At 62.1% G+C, this 16,819-nt stretch carries 17 protein-coding genes; 12 read left to right on the top strand and 5 right to left on the bottom strand.

Translation table 11 applies throughout. The features are described from left to right. Positions 1 to 258: 258 nt before the first annotated feature. Genes E4Z66_RS08230 through E4Z66_RS08245 form a run of 4 tightly spaced genes read left to right on the top strand, consistent with a single transcriptional unit; the run spans position 259 to position 3,576 of the window. Entirely contained in the window at positions 259 to 921 is a 663-nt protein-coding gene (locus E4Z66_RS08230) for a C-type lectin-like domain-containing protein (RefSeq protein ID WP_136462518.1), read from the top strand. Positions 922 to 944: 23 nt separating this feature from the next. After that, positions 945 to 1,154 (top strand): 4Fe-4S dicluster domain-containing protein, encoded by a 210-nt coding sequence (locus tag E4Z66_RS08235; RefSeq protein WP_136462519.1) that lies wholly within the window; start codon positions 945 to 947, stop codon positions 1,152 to 1,154. Between the two features lie 5 nt (positions 1,155 to 1,159). Next, positions 1,160 to 1,837, top strand: coding sequence for a ferric reductase-like transmembrane domain-containing protein (locus E4Z66_RS08240; protein ID WP_136462520.1), 678 nt, complete (start codon positions 1,160 to 1,162; stop codon positions 1,835 to 1,837). Continuing rightward, entirely contained in the window at positions 1,834 to 3,576 is a 1,743-nt protein-coding gene (locus E4Z66_RS08245) for an FAD-dependent oxidoreductase (RefSeq protein ID WP_136462521.1), read from the top strand. Before E4Z66_RS08240 ends, E4Z66_RS08245 begins: the two co-directional genes overlap by 4 nt. A gap of 25 nt (positions 3,577 to 3,601) precedes the next feature. Here the strand turns inward: E4Z66_RS08245 and E4Z66_RS08250 are convergent, their stop codons facing one another. From E4Z66_RS08250 to E4Z66_RS08270, 5 genes are all read right to left on the bottom strand, one after another. After that, positions 3,602 to 4,618: an ABC transporter ATP-binding protein gene (locus tag E4Z66_RS08250; protein WP_136462522.1), complete on the bottom strand. Its 1,017-nt coding sequence runs from the start codon at positions 4,616 to 4,618 to the stop codon at positions 3,602 to 3,604. Next, positions 4,615 to 5,598 (bottom strand): ABC transporter ATP-binding protein, encoded by a 984-nt coding sequence (locus E4Z66_RS08255; protein WP_136462523.1) that lies wholly within the window; start codon positions 5,596 to 5,598, stop codon positions 4,615 to 4,617. Before E4Z66_RS08255 ends, E4Z66_RS08250 begins: the two co-directional genes overlap by 4 nt. Then, positions 5,595 to 6,476 (bottom strand): ABC transporter permease, encoded by an 882-nt coding sequence (locus E4Z66_RS08260; RefSeq protein ID WP_136462524.1) that lies wholly within the window; start codon positions 6,474 to 6,476, stop codon positions 5,595 to 5,597. Before E4Z66_RS08260 ends, E4Z66_RS08255 begins: the two co-directional genes overlap by 4 nt. Then, a complete protein-coding gene (locus E4Z66_RS08265; RefSeq protein ID WP_136462525.1) occupies positions 6,473 to 7,447 on the bottom strand; it encodes an ABC transporter permease in 975 nt (324 codons plus the stop codon). Before E4Z66_RS08265 ends, E4Z66_RS08260 begins: the two co-directional genes overlap by 4 nt. 74 nt (positions 7,448 to 7,521) lie before the next feature. Beyond that, positions 7,522 to 9,111, bottom strand: coding sequence for an ABC transporter substrate-binding protein (locus E4Z66_RS08270; protein ID WP_246035931.1), 1,590 nt, complete (start codon positions 9,109 to 9,111; stop codon positions 7,522 to 7,524). A gap of 229 nt (positions 9,112 to 9,340) precedes the next feature. Here E4Z66_RS08270 and E4Z66_RS08275 point away from each other — a divergent pair, with 229 nt between their 5' ends. The 8 genes from E4Z66_RS08275 to E4Z66_RS08310 all read left to right on the top strand — a co-directional run bounded on the left by E4Z66_RS08275 (position 9,341) and on the right by E4Z66_RS08310 (position 16,780). Continuing rightward, positions 9,341 to 9,835, top strand: a complete 495-nt coding sequence (locus tag E4Z66_RS08275) for a MarR family winged helix-turn-helix transcriptional regulator (RefSeq protein WP_246035932.1) — start codon at positions 9,341 to 9,343, stop codon at positions 9,833 to 9,835. Between the two features lie 4 nt (positions 9,836 to 9,839). Further along, complete coding sequence (locus E4Z66_RS08280; protein WP_136462528.1) at positions 9,840 to 10,556, top strand: creatininase family protein; 717 nt, start codon at positions 9,840 to 9,842, stop codon at positions 10,554 to 10,556. Continuing rightward, a complete protein-coding gene (locus tag E4Z66_RS08285; RefSeq protein WP_246035933.1) occupies positions 10,532 to 11,575 on the top strand; it encodes a ketopantoate reductase family protein in 1,044 nt (347 codons plus the stop codon). Before E4Z66_RS08280 ends, E4Z66_RS08285 begins: the two co-directional genes overlap by 25 nt. Then, the gene (locus E4Z66_RS08290) at positions 11,572 to 12,315 is read left to right on the top strand and encodes an SDR family NAD(P)-dependent oxidoreductase (protein ID WP_136462529.1); all 744 of its coding nucleotides are present in this window, start codon (positions 11,572 to 11,574) and stop codon (positions 12,313 to 12,315) included. Before E4Z66_RS08285 ends, E4Z66_RS08290 begins: the two co-directional genes overlap by 4 nt. Before the next feature lie 12 nt (positions 12,316 to 12,327). Continuing rightward, positions 12,328 to 13,740 (top strand): M20/M25/M40 family metallo-hydrolase, encoded by a 1,413-nt coding sequence (locus tag E4Z66_RS08295; protein WP_136462530.1) that lies wholly within the window; start codon positions 12,328 to 12,330, stop codon positions 13,738 to 13,740. Next, on the top strand, positions 13,737 to 14,606 hold the full coding sequence (locus tag E4Z66_RS08300; protein WP_136462531.1) for a DMT family transporter: 870 nt from the start codon (positions 13,737 to 13,739) through the stop codon (positions 14,604 to 14,606). Before E4Z66_RS08295 ends, E4Z66_RS08300 begins: the two co-directional genes overlap by 4 nt. A gap of 85 nt (positions 14,607 to 14,691) precedes the next feature. After that, on the top strand, positions 14,692 to 15,861 hold the full coding sequence (pobA, locus tag E4Z66_RS08305; RefSeq protein WP_136462532.1) for a 4-hydroxybenzoate 3-monooxygenase: 1,170 nt from the start codon (positions 14,692 to 14,694) through the stop codon (positions 15,859 to 15,861). Between the two features lie 22 nt (positions 15,862 to 15,883). After that, positions 15,884 to 16,780: a LysR family transcriptional regulator gene (locus tag E4Z66_RS08310; RefSeq protein WP_136462533.1), complete on the top strand. Its 897-nt coding sequence runs from the start codon at positions 15,884 to 15,886 to the stop codon at positions 16,778 to 16,780. The last annotated feature ends 39 nt before the right edge of the window (positions 16,781 to 16,819 follow it).

Here is a 16,819-nt window from a genome sequence, read left to right on the forward strand (position 1 = left end):
TGGTGGCGGATGCGCTTGCGAAAATAGCGGACGATCCGCGAATTGACCAAACGCAATTCGGGACGGCCTGTCCTTTGCATATTGGCCACGCAATCGCCGCCGCGCCGGTTCGCCGGACAGCGGCAGCTTTCGTGAAACAGACGATTCATCGCCTTGCAGGAGAGCCAAATGCGCAGAACACGGTGCGGTCTCGCGATCCTTTTACTCTTGGGAGCGGGGGCCAATGCCCAAACCGCCGACATCGGGACGCCGCCGCCGGTGGGGTCAACGCAGACGGTGACGATTGGCCCTGCCAGTTTCGAGGTGAATTATTCGATCTTCGACAGCTTCGATACGTTGCCTGCAGATATCACGGTGGAACGCGGCCCGGTGACAGCGTTCACCCGGCCCGAAGGTGGCACCCATTTCTATCAGGCCGTCAAAGTCCCGACCGAGAATGTCAGTTGGGTGCAGGCCGCCGTGTTGGCCCAGTCCGCTGGCGGCTATCTCGCGTCGATCTCCAGCGCCGAAGAAAACGCCTTCGTGTTCGCCATGGTCGATGACACGGACTTCTTTTGGGAATTTCCAACCGATTACACGCCCGACCCGCATTACAACATCATGATCGGCCCGTTTCTTGGCGGGACCAAGGTGGACGGGTCCGACGTGTCCGATGAGGGCTGGGTGTGGCTGAGTGGCGAGCCGTGGGCGTACACCAATTGGGCGGTCAATCTGGATGACGGGGTGATCGACCGCGACCCGCGTCCGAACGATCAGCCCAATGGGCGTGGCCGGCAGAACATCATGGGGTTCGGTGAGTTGAACCAGCCCGTCCCCACATGGGGCGACTACTTCGCCGGCGTCGCGCAGTACGAAAACATGGGCATGCCGATGGGCTATGCCCGTGGCTTTGTCATCGAATGGGACGCCGCGCCCGAATAGCAGCAAGGCATGAGACGCAAACCATGACGATCAAAAGTATCAACGGCTGCATCGGCTGCGGCGAATGTGTGAAATCCTGCCCATGCGACGTGATCCGGATGGATCATGGCAAGGCTGTCATCACCTATCCTGCCGATTGCCAGATTTGCCACCTGTGCCGGATGTATTGCCCGGTCGACGCCATCGAGATGTCGCCCGAAAAGTCCATTCCCGTTGTCGTGCCTTGGGGGTAGCGATCATGAAACTCACCATTCAACGCGCCACAATCCTTGCCGCGATTGTCATCTTTGTCGGCCTGCCGCTGAGCTTTTACGCCTTGGGTGACGCGCCCCGGCGGTCGCTGTTGAAAGAGGCGATTTCGCTCGCGACCCTGATCGCCTTTGCGGCGATGCTGGGGCAGTTTTTCATGGCGCGAAGCAATACCTGGCTGCTGAGCGTGTTCAAACCGCCGCAGATACAGAAGGTCCACAAATACATCGCCTATACGGCGGTGACGGTGATCTTGCTCCATCCGGCGCTGATCGTTCTTCCGCGTGCGCTGGAAGGCGGGGTGCGGCCCTGGGATGCGTTCGTCACGATGATCACCACGCTGGATAATCTTGGCCTCGTCCTGGGGCTTGTGGCTTGGGTGCTGCTTTTGGTGCTCGTCCTGACCGCCTATTTCCGCAAGCCCATCATCAAACGCCTTGCGACCCATTATCGGGGGTGGCGCTATACGCATGGCGGCTTGGCGACGGCCTTCACCCTGCTGGCGCTGTGGCATGCGATTGCCTTAGGGCGCCATACCGACCCGCGCATGTCCGCCTTGTTCATCGTGTTGGCGCTGATTGGTTTTGCGATGTTGGCAAAGCTGTATTGGGGCGCGCCATCGCGGCCTACTGCGCCAAATCCTGTTCAGAAAGGAGCCGCGTCATGACCACGCATGAGGACAACGCCGCCCCGACCCGCCGCGATTTCATTGCCCTGTCCGGGGCGAGTGCAGGGCTTGCCGCCATTGGGGCTGCGGGCTGGGCGCAAAACGCGGCCGAGATCGACGCGGAGAGTTTCACCAATACCGATCATGCCACAGACGTGCTTGTGATCGGTGGCGGCATGGCCGGGCTGTTCGCGGCGGTAAAGGCCCATGACGAGGGTGCGGCGGTGATGATCGTCTCAAAGGGGCGGCTGGGCGCGTCGGGTCTGACGCCGTTCGGCAAGGGGTTTTTCGTCTTTGACCCAAAGACGGAAAGCGGCAGCATCGATGATTTCGTCGATACGGTCTCGCGCTCTGCGCTGGGGACCAACAACCCGGTCTATACGCGGCAAGTGGCTGAACATTCGCGCGACCGGGCCGCCGAATTGCAAAGCTGGGGCTATTTCGACCAGACGCTGGCGCACCGCCCGTTCATGCGGCCCATCGAAGACCGGGACATTCCGCTATTGGAGCGTGTCACGATCACCCATCTGATCAAGGAGGATGGCCGGATCGCAGGGGCGGCAGGCTTTCGGCTGGATGCCGAGGAAACCATCACGATCCGGGCGAAATCCGTGATCCTGTGTACCGGGGCAGGCGGGTTCAAACCCAATGGCTTCCCGCTGGGCGACCTGACCCATGATGGCAGCGTCATGGCCTATCGGATCGGGGCGAAGATCACCGGAAAGGAATGGAATGACGGGCATTCCACGCGGGTGGATCATCCCGCGGCAACCTTCGATGGGTGGGGGGATATGTTCGAACGGGTGCCATCGACCAACGGAGTCGATGTGCATCACGATCTGGGCGTTGATATGAACTACCGCGCCTATGCGCTGGGCAACCCGGTGTCCGGTGGGCCCGGTGCCCCGCAGGCCGAAACTCCGGTTGCGGGTGGCCCTTTTGTGCCAGAGGAGTTCCAACGCAACTTTGATAGCCCGCCGGGCGGTGACGGGCCGCCTCCCGGCGCGGGCGAAGGCGGCGCACCGGGCGGACCGCCACCGGGGTTCGGGGCGGGCGCAAATGTCGGCGGGGCCTCCGCAGGAATGGCGGTCCATAAATCCGAGGGGCTCGTGCCGATCAATGACCGCTGCGCGTCGACGGTCCCCGGCCTATACGCGGCGGGCGACGCGCTGGGCAGCCATATGTCCGGCGGCATTTATACGCAAATCGGCTCATCCCTGGCGGGGTCGGCAGTGCAAGGCGCCATCGCCGGAGAGGCGGCGGCAGACTATGCGTCGGGCCGCGCCGCATCGGTCATTCCAGACGCGCGACTGGCGCAGATCAGGGACCAGATTCTTGCCCCGCTCCGGCGTGAGGCGGGCTATGGCCCGGCTTGGGTCACGCAGACATTGCAGGGCGTGATGATCCCGAATTTCGTGCTTTACGTAAAGAAAGCCTCCATGATGCAGGCGGCGCTTGCCTATATCGAGGAGCTGCGCGACCACCATGCGCCGATGCTGCGCGCGGCCAATCTGCATGAACTGCGCCTCGCATGGGAAACGCGCAACATGATCCTGTCGGCAGAGATGAAGCTACGCGCCTCGCTCTTTCGCACGGAAAGCAGGTGCAGTCATTACAGGCTGGACTACCCGGAGGTCGATGACGCCAATTGGCGGGTATGGATCAATATCTTCCGGGGGGAGGACGGAACCATGCAGCTTGAAAAGCAACCATTCGGCACTTGGCCCGCACAGGGGTAGGCCTGCGGTCACAGCGCGCAGGGGATCAACCGGGAACAAGCTGTTCCGAGTGGTGGCACGCCACCGCGCGCGTGTCTGCTTCCGCGCGTCCGGCGACGGGGCGCATCAACGGCATGTCGCGGCTGCATTCGGGCGTCGCAAGCGCGCAGCGGGGGTGGAAAAAGCACCCGGCTGGCGGTGACAGGGGCGATGGCACCTCGCCCTTGATCGTCTCGAACCGGACCAGTTCATCGCCATCCAGAACCAGCTTGGGCACAGAGCCGATCAGCGCATCGGTATAGGGGTGCGCGGGCGTTCCGAACACCTCAGCCACAGGGCCGAGTTCGACGATCCGGCCCAGATACATGACCGCCACACGGTCGCTGACATGCCGCACCACGGACAGATCGTGGCTGATGAACACGGTGGTCAGGTTCAGATCGCGCGTGAGTTCAAGAAAGAGATTGATGATCTGCGCCTGAATCGACACGTCGAGCGAGGCAACCGGCTCATCGCAGATCAGCACATCGGGCTTCATCGCCAATGCGCGTGCAATCGCGATCCGCTGGCGCTGGCCGCCGGAGAACTGGTGCGGATACCTGTCCGCCCAGACCGGGTCCAGACCGACCTTCCGGAACCATTCCGCCACATAGGATGCCGCATCGGCGCGCGTCGTCAGCCCGTGGGTGATCGGGCCTTCGGCGACCGTGTCCCCAACCTTCATCCGCGGATCGAGGCTGGCAAAAGGGTCTTGGAACACCGTCTGGACACGGGTCGTCGCCTTGACCCCATGCGTCATGACCGGCACGCCGTCGATGGTCACCCGGCCCGAACTGGGTGGCAGAATACCGGCGATCAGACGGCCCAGCGTGGACTTGCCGCAGCCGGATTCGCCCACCAGACCAAGGGTTTCGCCCTTGCGCACCTCAAGCGACACATCGGACACCGCATGGACGGAGCGTGTTTCGACCCGCGCGCCCAGTTTCGCCGCGATCTTTTCACCGGTTGTCAGGTTCGGCCCGAAAACACGGCTGACCCCATCGATTTTGACAAAGGCGGTCATGCGGGTTCCTCGTGCATTTGCCCGACCGGGTGGAAACAGCGCCAGCCGCGATCCGCTTCGATTGTCAGGGCGGGTTCTTCGGTGCAGGCCGGTGTCTGGCGCGCGCAGCGGGGGGCAAAGGGGCAGCCGGGGGGAAGAGACAGCAGCGATGGCGTGGTGCCAGGGATTTGTGCCAAGGGCTCGCCCGGCTTGGACGTGGCAGGCAGCGAGGCGATCAGCCCCGCGGTATAGGGGTGGCGCGGGTCGCGCAGCAGGGTCGCTGTTGGGCCTTGTTCGACAATGCGGCCCGCATACATGACCGCAAGTCTGGTGGCGAGGCTGGAGACCACGGCAAGATCGTGGCTGATCCAGATCAGCGCGGTGCCGGTTTGCGCGGCCAGATCGCGCATCTGATAGAGAATCTGCGCCTGAATGGATACATCCAACGCGGTTGTCGGTTCATCCGCGACGATCACCGACGGGCGGTGCAACAGTGCAATCGCGATGGCGACCCGCTGGCGCATCCCGCCCGAAAATTCATGCGGATAGGATCGCAGACGCGCCTCGGCAGAAGGGATGCCAACCTGTGTCAAAAGCTCTGCCGCGCGTGCCTCTGCCGCGCGCCGCCCCAGTTTTTCGTGGGCGTTGATCGCAAGTCTCATCTGCTGTCCGATGGTCAGCATGGGATTGAGCGTTGCAATCGGATCCTGAAAGACCATGGAGATATCGCGGCCCCGGCGCGCGCGCAGTTGCGCTTCGGGCAGGCTGGTCAGTTCGGTGCCATTGAGCATGACGGAGCCCTCGACGATCCGCCCCGGCGCGTCGATCAGGCCCAGAATGGAAAAGCCGGTGACGGTTTTGCCGGACCCGCTTTCTCCGACAAGGCCAAGGATTTCCCCCGCGGCCAGATCGAAGGAGACGCCATCGACCGCTTTGACCACACCGGCCCGGGTGAAGAAATGGGTGCGCAGGTCGCGGACGCTTAGCACTGGATCGGTCATCGACGCAGCCTCGGGTTGAATTGGTCACGCACCTGATCGCCCACGATGTTGATCGCCACGATCAGGATGATCAGCGCGACACCGGGATAGACGGAAATCCAGTAGCGTCCGCTCATCATGTAGGGGAAGCCGTTGGAAATCAGCATGCCAAGGGATGGCTCTGTCACGGGAAGGCCCAGACCGAGAAAGCTGAGCGTCGCCTCCAGCGAGATGGAGTTGGCGATTTGCACGGTCGCCACAACGATCAGCGGCGGGGTGCAATTGGGCAGCAGGTGGCGCAGCATCACCAGCCGGGTGGACAGCGGCGTGGCGACGGCGGCTTCTATATAGTCCTTGCCGCGTTCGGCCTTTGCCGCGCCATAGGCCGTGCGCGCGAAATAGGCGTATTGCGCGGCAACGAGGGCGCCGATCAGCTGCGCCTTGCCTTGTCCCAGCATTGCCACGATGACCAGCGCCAGCAGGATCGCCGGGAAGGACAGCTGCAAATCGACCATCCGCATGATCAGCGTTTCGATCCGGCCTCCAAGATAGGCGGCCAGAATGCCCAGAAACGTGCCGATGGTTAGCGATACGAACCCGGCGGCCAGACCGATCTGGATTGAGATTCGCAGCCCATAGAAAATCGCGGAAAGCAGGTCGCGCCCCTGCGGGTCAGTGCCCAGCAGATGTGTATAGCCGCCAGAGCCGACAAACCCCGGTGGGCGACGGCTATCCATCAGCGACAGGTTGGCCAGATCATAGGGGTTTTGCGGTGACACGACCGAGGCGAAAAGCGCCAAAAGCCCCATCAACACCATCACGACAAGCGCAACGACCGCGACCTTGTTTTCGCGAAATTCGGCCCAGAAGCGGCGCAGGGGAGTGCTTTGATCGCTCATGCCGATGCCCCGTGGCGGATGCGCGGGTCGATCAGGGCAAAGACCAGATCGATCACGAAGTTGATGGTGACGAACAGGAAGGCGACAAGGATCAGGTAGGCCACCATTACCGGGCGGTCCAGAACGCTGATACTGTCGATGATCAGCTTGCCGACCCCGGGCCACGAAAAGATGGTTTCGGTGACGACCGCGAAGGCGAGGGTCGATCCAAGTTCCAGCCCGAACACCGTGATGATCGGGATCGAAATGAGTTTCAGCAGGTGACGGCGCAAGATCGTGGCCTCCGACAAGCCCGCAGCGCGGGCGAATTTGATGGTATCGGTCAGCATGATCTCGCGCGTGCCGGCACGCGCGAGCCGGATCATCATGGCCAGTTTGAACAGGGCAAGATTGACCGCCGGCAGCACGATATGGGACAGCCCGTCCGCGGTCAGGAAGGACCATTCGATCCCGAGGATTTCGACCGTGTCGCCGCGCCCGCCTGCGGGCATCCAGCCAAGATTGACGGCGAAGGTCAGGATCAGGATCAGACCGACCCAAAACGACGGCACGGAAAAGCCAAGCACCGACACCGCCATGATCGTCTTGGACAGCCAGCTATCGGGGCGGTAGCCCGCATAGATGCCAAGGCTCACGCCGATCACGGTGGCAGAGATGACAGAGATCAGCACCAGTTCCAGCGTGGCGGGAAGACGCCCGCCGATCAGTTCCAGAACCGGTACGTTATAGACGAACGAGCGTCCCAGATCGCCTTGCAGCAAATTGCCGATAAAGATGAAATACTGCTCATACAGGGGCCGATCGAGGCCAAGGCGGCGGATCGTGTTCAGCCGGATTTCCTCGGTCGCTTCGGGCGGGATCACGATGTCGATCGGGTTACCGATGGCATAGACGCCGCAGAACACGATCACGGACATGACGGCCATAACCACAACTGCCTGCATGAACCGTTGGATGATAAAGCCCAGCACTGCCTGTCCTCGTGTCTTTCAGGGGTGTCCGGGCGACGGCATGGCCGCCCGGAACAAGTGTGGTGTGGCGCAGATCACGACGCGGGTTTGATGAAGAAGGCGAGCGTGTCTTCGTCAAAGCGCGGGGTGAATTCCAGCATACCGGCTTTGGCGCCCCAGACGGTCTGCAACTGGACCAGAGAGATATAGGCCTTGTCCGCCATGACTTTCTCCATCGCGGCCTCATAGGTCGCGCGGCGTTCGTCGGGGTCCATCATGGTTGCGCCGGTTTGCAGCAGCTTGTCGACTTCCGCGTTCTTGTAGGCAATCCGGTTGAAGGCACCCAGTTTGACGTCGGGGTCGTTGGAATGTGCCAGACCGCCAAGGGTATAAGACGCTTCGCCCGTCAGCGTGCCCCAGCCGTTCATGAACATGGAATATTCCAACCGCGCCTGAGCAGGGAAGTAGACGGTTTTGGAGATCGCGTTGACATTGGTCTTGATCCCTACCTGGGTCAGCATTTGCCCCAGACCCTGACAGATCGCGCCATCGCCCGGCAGGCGGTCGGCGGTGCAATAGAGGTCAACCTCGAACCCGTCCGGATAGCCCGCATCGGCCAGCAGTTCCTTGGCTTTCGCGGGATTGTATTCGGGCATCGGGATATCTTCGGAAGAGCCGAAGAAGCCCGGGGGCATCATCTGATTTGCCGGTTTGCCCAGCCCTTCCAGAACGATATCGACCATCGTTTCGCGGTCGATGGCATAGTCAATCGCGTCGCGGACCTTTTGATCGCGCAGCGGGTTTTCATCCAGATCCGACCCGTCGATCGCCCGCACCAGAGGCGTGTCTTCGCGCTGATCAAGCTGGAGGTTCATCACATAGACCGAGTCGCCGATCACCGCATCGACAGAGGAATCGTTCTGCAGGGCGAGGTAATCGACCGAGGAGACATAGTTGATCACGTCGACCTGTCCCGCTTTCAGCGCCGCAAGGCGGGAGCTGTCATTGGGGATTTCCTTGCGCACAACGGTTTCCCACGCGCCTTTGCCGCGCCAGTAATCGTCGTTCCGTTCCAGTACCAGATCGCCTTTCGGCTCCCAGCTAACGAACTTGTAGGGGCCGGTCCCGATTGTGGCCGCGCCGCTGTTGAAGCCCTGCGCAGCCGTTTCGGGCGTCGAATAATCGGCTGCCGCCTCGGAAGAGACGATGAACAGCCGGATGAAGTCATTGGGAAGCGTTGCCGCCTGCCCATCGGTATGGATGTGGATCGTCAGCGGGTCGATGATTTCGACATCGGCCACGCGCCGCACATAGATGGTTGTGGTGGTGGGGCCGGACACGACCGGGATACGCTCGATCGAGAACTTCACATCCTCTGCGTCGAAATCCGATCCGTCGTGGAATTTCACGCCTTCGCGCAGCTTGAATTCCCAGGTGTCCTCGTCCACCGGGCTCCAGCTTGTCGCAAGGCCGGGTTCGATCTGAAGGTCATCGCCGGACCAAACCAGCGTGTCGAAAATATGCTTTGCCGCCTCCGCGTGCGAGCCAAGAGCCGAAAAATGCGGGTCCATGGATTCGGGCCCGCCGCGCACGCCCATCGTAAGCTGCTGCGCCGCCGCCACGTTTGCCGCGCCAAGGCTGACGGCAAGGGCTAAGGGCGTTAGGAATTTATGGTATTTCATCATCTTCCCTTCCTGTTCGGTAGAAGAGGCAGCAAGCCCCGTCCGTTTCTTTGCGTTTTTGCATGTGTTCCATTTGGAACTTGCTTTTTCAGAATGTGCAGAGATAAACTATCAGTCAAGTTCTATTTGGAACTCGAACCTTGCGGGCTATGGAGATACACGGCAAATGTTGGCGTCTCGGACTACAGGTGATGAAAAATTGAACGCCTCGAATAGTGCGGATCCGCCTGACATGCTTGAAGCGAAGCTTTGGGATAATCCGTGCCCGTTTACCTTTCGGATCAACTACCTTGCTCTGCTCTACAACACGCCGCTTTATGGCTGGATCAGTGACGAATACGGGCTGAAACGGCCAGAATATGTCGTGCTTTATTCGCTGGCGCTGGCCGATGGTGGCAGCGCGCGGGATGTCTCGCGGACCTCGGGGTTTCCGAAAAACACATTGAGCCGCGCGATCACGCAGCTTGAAAAGCTGGGGCTGATCAAACCGCGCAGCAAGGCGCCGGGTGGGCGGCGGACGCAGGCTTTGTACCTGTCCGACAAGGGCTGGGCGCTGATCCACGAAACCCGCCCGACCTTCGAGGCGCAGGAAAAGCGCATGCTCAAGGCGCTGTCCGAGGGCGAGCGCCAGATGCTGTTCGAACTGATGTCCAAGGTGGTCCGCGAAGCACATAGCTGGGCAGATGAACTGCCCTTCGAAGCCATCAACGAAAACGAAGAAGGGTAAGCCGATGAAAGTAGCGGACATGAATTGGCGCGATGTCGAGGCCGCCGCAGCACGCGACCCGCGGTGCATTCTGCCGATTGGCTCGACAGAGCAGCACGCGCAGCTTTCGCTATGCGTCGATCTGATTCTGGCCGAAAAGGTCGCGGCAGATGCAGCGGACCCGCTTGGCGTGCCGGTCTTTCCGGTCATGCCCTATGGCTTGGCCCCGTATTTCAACGCCTTTCCCGGCACGATTTGCCTGCGGGTCGAAACGCTTTTGGCAGTGGTGCGTGATGTGGTCGCCTCCCTGCGCCGATCTGGGTTTCGGCAAATCCTGATCGTGAACGGCCATGGCGGCAACAACCCGGTGGGTGCGCTCGCGCAGGAATTGATGACCGAATACAACGACACATCCATCAAGTTTCACAATTGGTGGAACGCGCCCAAAACATGGGCCAAGGCGCAATCGCTTGATACCACGGCGTCTCATGCGAACTGGATGGAGAACTTTCCTTGGACCCGGCTCGCCCATGCGCCAGCCCCCGAAGGCGAAAAGCCGGTGGTCGATATGGCCTTGATGAAGGCATCCGCCCCGGATGCGGTGCGGGATTTGCTGGAGGATGGCGCGTTTGGCGGCCCGTGGCAGCGCCCCGATGACGAGATGCAGGCCCTTTGGGATATCGGCGTGGCCGAGGTGCGCGAGGCGCTGGAAGGTCCGTGGCCCGCGCAGGGCGCCGCGTGATGCAGGACGAGGTGTTGATCTGGGGCGCTGGCGCAATCGGCGGTATTCTTGGTGCGTATTGGGCGCGGGCCGGCCACCCTGTTCGAATGGTCGATATCGTGCCGGAGCATGTCACCGCCTGCCGATCGGAAGGCTTGCGTATCGAAGGCCCGGTGGAGCAGTTCACGCAGGTCGTCGATTGCGTCACTCCCGATGAACTGGTCGGCACCTACAGCCGTGTCGTTCTGGCGGTCAAAGCGCAGGCAACAGAGGCTGCGGTGCAGGCGTTGCTGCCGCACTTGGCCGAGGACGGCTTCATCCTGTCGGCGCAGAATGGCTTGAATGAACGGGTTATCGCCGCTTTGGCCGGGCCGGAGCGGACGATGGGTGCTTTCGTGAATTACGGTGCGGACTGGATCGAACCAGGCCGCATTCTTTTCGGCAATCGCGGCGCTGTCGTGGTCGGTGAAATCGACGGCAGTACGCGGGACCGCACCCGCGAGATGCACCAGCTTTTGCAGGTGTTCGAACCGGACGCGATCCTCACCGACGATATCTGGGCCTATCTTTGGGGCAAGCTGGGCTATGGCGCGATGCTTTTCGCGACCGCCCTCACCGAAGACAGTATGACCGCGAATTTCGCCGATCCCGCGCGCAGCGCCGCCTTTGCCGGGCTGGCGCGTGAAGTGATGCGCACCGCCGCTGCCGAAGGGGTGGACCCCAAACCCTTCAACGGGTTCGAGCCCTCGGCCTTCATGCCCGGCGCGCCTGAAGAGGCGGCGTTGAAAAGCATCGCGGATCTGGCGGCGTTCAACGCCAAGACGGCCAAGACCCATACGGGCATTTACCGCGACCTGGCCGTGCGCAAGCGCAAGACCGAGGTTGATCCGCAGGTCGGTACGATTACCGAGATCGCAGCGGCGCATGGGCTGGAGACTCCGCTGCTGACACGGCTTGTCGCCTTGATCCACGATATCGAAGACGGTCGCAGACCCATGTCGGCGGACACTTTCCACGAATTGACGAAGGTGATCCAATGAGCGCCCGCATCGCGCTTGTCACCGGGGCCGTCGGCGGCATCGGTGCAGCCATCGCAAAGCGGCTTGCAGCGGATGGTGCGCAGGTGGTGTTGTGCGATCTGCCGGGCGAGGCGCTGACCGACCGAAGCCAAAGGCTGGGCTTGCCCCATGTCGCAGCCGATCTGGGCGCGCCAGACCAGGTGCAGGAGATGGCCGCGCGGCTGCGGGCCGATCATGGCGACCCGGATATTCTGGTCAATGCCGCGGGCGGCGTGCGCGGGCAGGTCGGCACCCCGCTGGAAGAGGTCGATCCAACCAGGTGGCACGAGATTTTCGCCGCCAATGTCGATGCCACGCTTTATCTGTCGCAGGCGTTGGTGCCCGCGATGAAGCGCAGCGGCTGGGGCCGGATCGTGACCATCAGCTCGGGGGCGGGCTTGCGGCCCAGTCTTACGGGTATTCATGCCTATACCGCCGCCAAACACGCGCTGGTCGGCCTGACCAAACAGTTGAGCCTTGAGCTGGGTCCGCATGGCATCACCGTGAATTCCATCGCGCCCGGCTTCATCCTGTCCAATCCCGCCACCGAACGGCAATGGGCGGCCTATGGCCCCGAAGGGCAGGCGCAGCTTGTCAGCCGCATCCATACCCGCCGCCTTGGCACAGCCGACGACATTGCCGCCGCTGCCAGTTTCCTGACCTCGGACGAGGCCGGGTGGATCAGCGCGCAGATACTCAGCGTCGATGGCGGAATAACCTGACCCGGAGCGTTCATGACCGATCCCGTTCTTTCCCATGCCCTCGCGCATGAGGCCGCGCTGGTGGATGCGCTGATCAAGCTTGTGGCCTGCCCCTCAGTCGGGGCGGATCCCGCGATGGCGCAGGGGATGGAGGACGCCCGCAGCCAGATCGAAGCGCGTCTGGACATGGCGGGGTTCCGGAACCGGCAACGCCTGCAACCGGGGGATCACAGCGGGCAGCCCGCGATCTATGCCGAACGTCTGGATGCGCCGGGCAAGCCGACGCTGCTGGTCTATGCCCATTACGATGTGCAACCGGCCGACCCGCTGGATAAATGGCAGACGCCGCCCTTCACCGTGACGGAACGGGACGGGCGGCTGTTTGGGCGCGGGATTTCCGACGACAAGGGGCCGATGCTGATCGCGCTTGAGGCACTGTCCGCCTTTATCGCGGTCGAAGGCGCGCTGCCGGTGAACATAAAGCTGCTGATCGAGGGGGAGGAAGAAACCGGATCGCCCTCGCTTCCCGGCATATTGGAAGAACACCGGGCGCTCTTGAAGGCCGATGCGGTTTTGTCTGCGGATGGCGCGCGGTGGTTGCCGGATCTCGTGGCGCTTAATGTCGGGTCGCGCGGCAATGCGGGCTTTGAAATCCGTCTGCAAACGGCGGGGCAGGATCTGCATTCCGGGCGCTATGGCGGCATCGTGCGCAATGCGCTGCATGAAATGTCGCGGCTGATCGCCAGCCTGCATGACGCATCGGGCCGGATCGCCGCGCCGGGTTTCTACGATGGCGTCACCGATCCCAGCACGGCAGAGCGGGAGGAGATTTCCGGCATCCCCTTTGATGAGAACTCCATGCTTGGTCCCATCGGCGGCGCCGCCCATGGCGAGGCGGGGTTCAACACGCTGGAACGGTTATGGCTGCGGCCTACGCTGGATGTGAACGGCATGTGGGGCGGTTATACCGGGGCGGGATCGAAAACGGTGATCCCGAACGAGGCTTTCGCCAAGCTGACGATGCGGCTTGTTCCGGGGCAAGATCCGCAGCATGTGCAGGACGCGGTGATCGCGCATCTTGAGGCGCTGCTGCCCGAAGGCGCGACGCTTGAGATCACGGGGGAGCGCGGGGCCTGCGGGGCCTATGCAGTGCCCGGCGGCCATCCGCTGCTATGTGCGGCAAGCGACGCACTGGCGCAGACCACAGGCACCACGCCGCGCAAGGTTCGCATCGGGGCGACGCTGCCCCTGACGGAAATGGTGAAACGCATCCTTGGGCTGGATACGGTCATGTTTTCCTTCGCGCTTTCCGACGAAAATTTCCATGCCCCGAACGAGTTTTTCCGGCGCAGCAGCATTGCGGACGGATTGGCGGCCTGGGTCTGCATCCTGCGCAAGGTGGCAGCACGCGATCCCGCAGATTTCGTGCCCTATCGCCCGGAATGAGCGCGGCGGCACAGATCAACAACCATCGCGGGGCGGTTCTGCTGGTCGCGGCGGCGGCTGTCTTTACTCTGGACGTGACCGTGCTGCGCTTTCTCAGCCCCGATGTGCCCTTCAGCCAGATCATCTTTTTCCGGTCTCTGTCCCAGCTTGTGCTGGTCGCGCTTTGGATCGGGACCAGCAAGCGATTGCACTATGGCTCTTCGCGCTGGCCGATGCTTGTTGTGCGCGGGTTGACCAGCCTTGTGTGCTGGTGGCTTTACTATGCGAGCTTCCAGATGCTCGACCTCGCGGTGGCCTCCACCCTGACCTTCACCACATCGCTTTTCGTCGTCGCCATGGCCCCTTTCGTTCTGGGGGAGCGGCTTGGATGGATGCGCGGACTGACCACGCTGATCGGGTTTGCGGGGGTGATCCTTGCCAGTGGCGCGTTCACCCTGGCATTCGAGCCGGGGATCATGATCGGGCTGGCCTCGTCCTTCACGGCTGCGATTCTGATCTTTCAGAACCGCGTGCTGGCCCGCACGGAGCGGACGGCGACGATCATGTTCTGGATCGGCTTGGTGGCCACCATCGGCACTGCGCCGGCGGCGGCTTTGGGCTGGTCGGCGCTGAGCGCCCCGGATCTTGGCATTCTGGCCCTCGCCGGGGCGTTGGCCACGTTTGGTATGTTGCTGACTGTCGAAGCCTACCGCTTTGGAGAGGTGTCGGCGCTGGCCCCGTTCCCTTATGCGCGCATCCTGTTTGCCCTGTTCGCCGGTTACGTCCTGTTCTCGGAAACCGTGACGCTGACCGAACTGCTTGGCGCGGGCGTGATCGTGCTGTGCGGGCTGGCCGCGAATGAACGCAGGCCAAGGGCCGGGGCGTGAACGGCGGGCCCGTTCTGGGCGTGCCGATGCTTGTCTCTGGCCTTGGCAGCACTCTAATGTCGGGCGACTCTGCGGGAGGGGGCACATGAAAACACAGGTTTGCATCATCGGGGGCGGTCCATCCGGTTTGCTGCTGTCACAGCTTTTGCACACGCGCGGCATCGACAGCATCGTGCTGGAGCGCAAGACCAAGCAATATGTCCTGTCCCGCATCCGTGCAGGCGTGCTTGAGCAAGGCCTTGTCGACCTGATGGAGCAAGCGGGCTGTGCGGACCGGCTTCATGCGGAAGGTTTCGTCCATGACGGGACGCTGATTTCCTACGGGCAGGAGATGTTTCGCGTCGATTTCACCGAACATGCCGGAAGGCCCGTCGTCGTCTACGGCCAGACCGAGGTCACGGCGGACCTGTATGCCGCGCGTGAGGCGGCGGGCGGCGCGATTGAGTTCGAGGTCGAGGATGTCGAGCTGCATGATCTGGACACGGACGCGCCCTATGTCACCTACCGCGTGCATGGCGATGATCGCCGCATTGACTGTGACTTCGTCGCCGGGTGCGATGGCTTTCACGGGGTCAGCCGCAAGACCATTCCCACCAAGGATCGCAAGGAGTTCGAGAAAGTCTATCCATTCGGCTGGCTTGGCATCCTCAGCGAGACGCCGCCCGTGAATGACGAATTGATCTATGCCAATTCGCCAAGCGGATTTGCCCTGTGTTCCATGCGCAATGACAACCTGAGCCGATATTACATTCAGGTGTCGATGTATGACTCGCCGGAAGATTGGTCAGACGCGCAATTCTGGGCCGAGCTGAAGCGGCGTCTGCCCGCAGATCAGGTGGGCAATCTGGTGACGGGGCCGTCGATCGAAAAATCCATCGCCCCGTTGCGGTCCTTTGTGTGTGAGACGATGCGCTGGCACCGCCTGTTTCTGTGCGGGGACGCGGCGCATATTGTGCCGCCAACCGGGGCGAAGGGGCTGAATTCCGCCGCCTCCGACGTGCATTACCTGTTCGAAGCGCTGTGCGATTTTTACAAGGGCGGGTCCACTGCCAGGATTGACGCCTATGCCCAGACGGCGCTGGCCCGGATCTGGAAGGTCTCGCGGTTCTCATGGTGGATGTCGTCGCTGCTGCATCGTTTTCCGGAACAGTCCGAGTTCGACAGCCGGATGCAGATTGCCGAGCTGGAATTCCTGCGGTCCAATAGGGCGGCGCAGGCCGCGATGGCGCAGAACTATGTCGGGCTGCCTTACTGACCATATGGGTTAAGGAATTCCGATGGCGCAGATCACGCTGAAACAGATCGAGGCTCTTGTTCAGGTGGCCGATCTTGGCTCTTTCCGGCGCGCGGCGGAACGGTTGAACACGACGCAGCCCAATATCTCTGCCCGGATCAGCGGGCTTGAGACGCAATTGGGCCGAAAGCTGATGGATCGCGACGCCGGTTCGGTGCGGCTGACGCCTGTGGGGCGCGCTTTGGTGGCGCGGGCGCGCACGGTTCTGCGCGCGGTCGATGGCATGATGCAGGCGGCGGGTGACGACAATCTGTTCGAGGGCGTGCTGCGATTGGGCGCCACGGAAATGGTGGTCGCCGCATGGCTGGGCCGTTTTCTGGATGCTTTCCGCGAACGGTTCCCCGGCATCGACGTGGCCTTGACGATTGATCTTTCCGCAAATCTTTCAGCGGCGCTGGCCCGGCGTGAATTGGACGTTGCGCTCCAAAACGGCCCATTCGCGCGGCAGACGACCGGAAATTATGACCTTGGCCGGTTTCGCATGATCTGGCTGGCTGCGCCAAAGCTGGGCCTGTCGGGGCGGCGCGTCACAGCAGGAGAGATCGCCCAAAGGCCAATCCTGACCCATGCCAAGGGCACGCAGCCCTATGAGCAATTGAATGAGCATTTTTTGTCGGTGTCAGACAGTCCGGTGCGCTTCGTGTCCTCGACCAATATCAGTGCGTGCCTCAGCATGGCGCAGGACGGGCAGGGGGTGGCCTGCCTGCCCGCTGTCATGGCGGAAGAGCCGCTGCGCGCGGGGCTGTTGGATGAGTTGGACTATGTCTGGGTGCCGGAATCGCTGGAATTCTGGGCGCGCTATGATGCGGAGACCGCGCCATCCTATGTGGTGCAGGCCGCCCAGATCGCCAGCGCCACGGCACGCGCACTGGATAAATAAAATCTATCCTTCCGATCCAATATAATAGTTTGAGCATAT

It is taken from the genome of Aliishimia ponticola, assembly GCF_004803475.1.
Lineage (GTDB): Bacteria > Pseudomonadota > Alphaproteobacteria > Rhodobacterales > Rhodobacteraceae > Aliishimia > Aliishimia ponticola.

Coding starts and splice junctions, on each gene's coding strand:
- E4Z66_RS08240 (WP_136462520.1), top strand. CDS start 1,160: ATGAAACTCACCATTCAACGCGCCACAATCCTTGCCGCGATTGTCATC.
- E4Z66_RS08295 (WP_136462530.1), top strand. CDS start 12,328: ATGACCGATCCCGTTCTTTCCCATGCCCTCGCGCATGAGGCCGCGCTG.
- E4Z66_RS08245 (WP_136462521.1), top strand. CDS start 1,834: ATGACCACGCATGAGGACAACGCCGCCCCGACCCGCCGCGATTTCATT.
- E4Z66_RS08270 (WP_246035931.1), bottom strand. CDS start 9,111: ATGATGAAATACCATAAATTCCTAACGCCCTTAGCCCTTGCCGTCAGC.
- E4Z66_RS08290 (WP_136462529.1), top strand. CDS start 11,572: ATGAGCGCCCGCATCGCGCTTGTCACCGGGGCCGTCGGCGGCATCGGT.
- E4Z66_RS08250 (WP_136462522.1), bottom strand. CDS start 4,618: ATGACCGCCTTTGTCAAAATCGATGGGGTCAGCCGTGTTTTCGGGCCG.
- E4Z66_RS08275 (WP_246035932.1), top strand. CDS start 9,341: ATGCTTGAAGCGAAGCTTTGGGATAATCCGTGCCCGTTTACCTTTCGG.
- pobA (WP_136462532.1), top strand. CDS start 14,692: ATGAAAACACAGGTTTGCATCATCGGGGGCGGTCCATCCGGTTTGCTG.
- E4Z66_RS08280 (WP_136462528.1), top strand. CDS start 9,840: ATGAAAGTAGCGGACATGAATTGGCGCGATGTCGAGGCCGCCGCAGCA.
- E4Z66_RS08260 (WP_136462524.1), bottom strand. CDS start 6,476: ATGAGCGATCAAAGCACTCCCCTGCGCCGCTTCTGGGCCGAATTTCGC.
- E4Z66_RS08310 (WP_136462533.1), top strand. CDS start 15,884: ATGGCGCAGATCACGCTGAAACAGATCGAGGCTCTTGTTCAGGTGGCC.
- E4Z66_RS08235 (WP_136462519.1), top strand. CDS start 945: ATGACGATCAAAAGTATCAACGGCTGCATCGGCTGCGGCGAATGTGTG.
- E4Z66_RS08300 (WP_136462531.1), top strand. CDS start 13,737: ATGAGCGCGGCGGCACAGATCAACAACCATCGCGGGGCGGTTCTGCTG.
- E4Z66_RS08255 (WP_136462523.1), bottom strand. CDS start 5,598: ATGACCGATCCAGTGCTAAGCGTCCGCGACCTGCGCACCCATTTCTTC.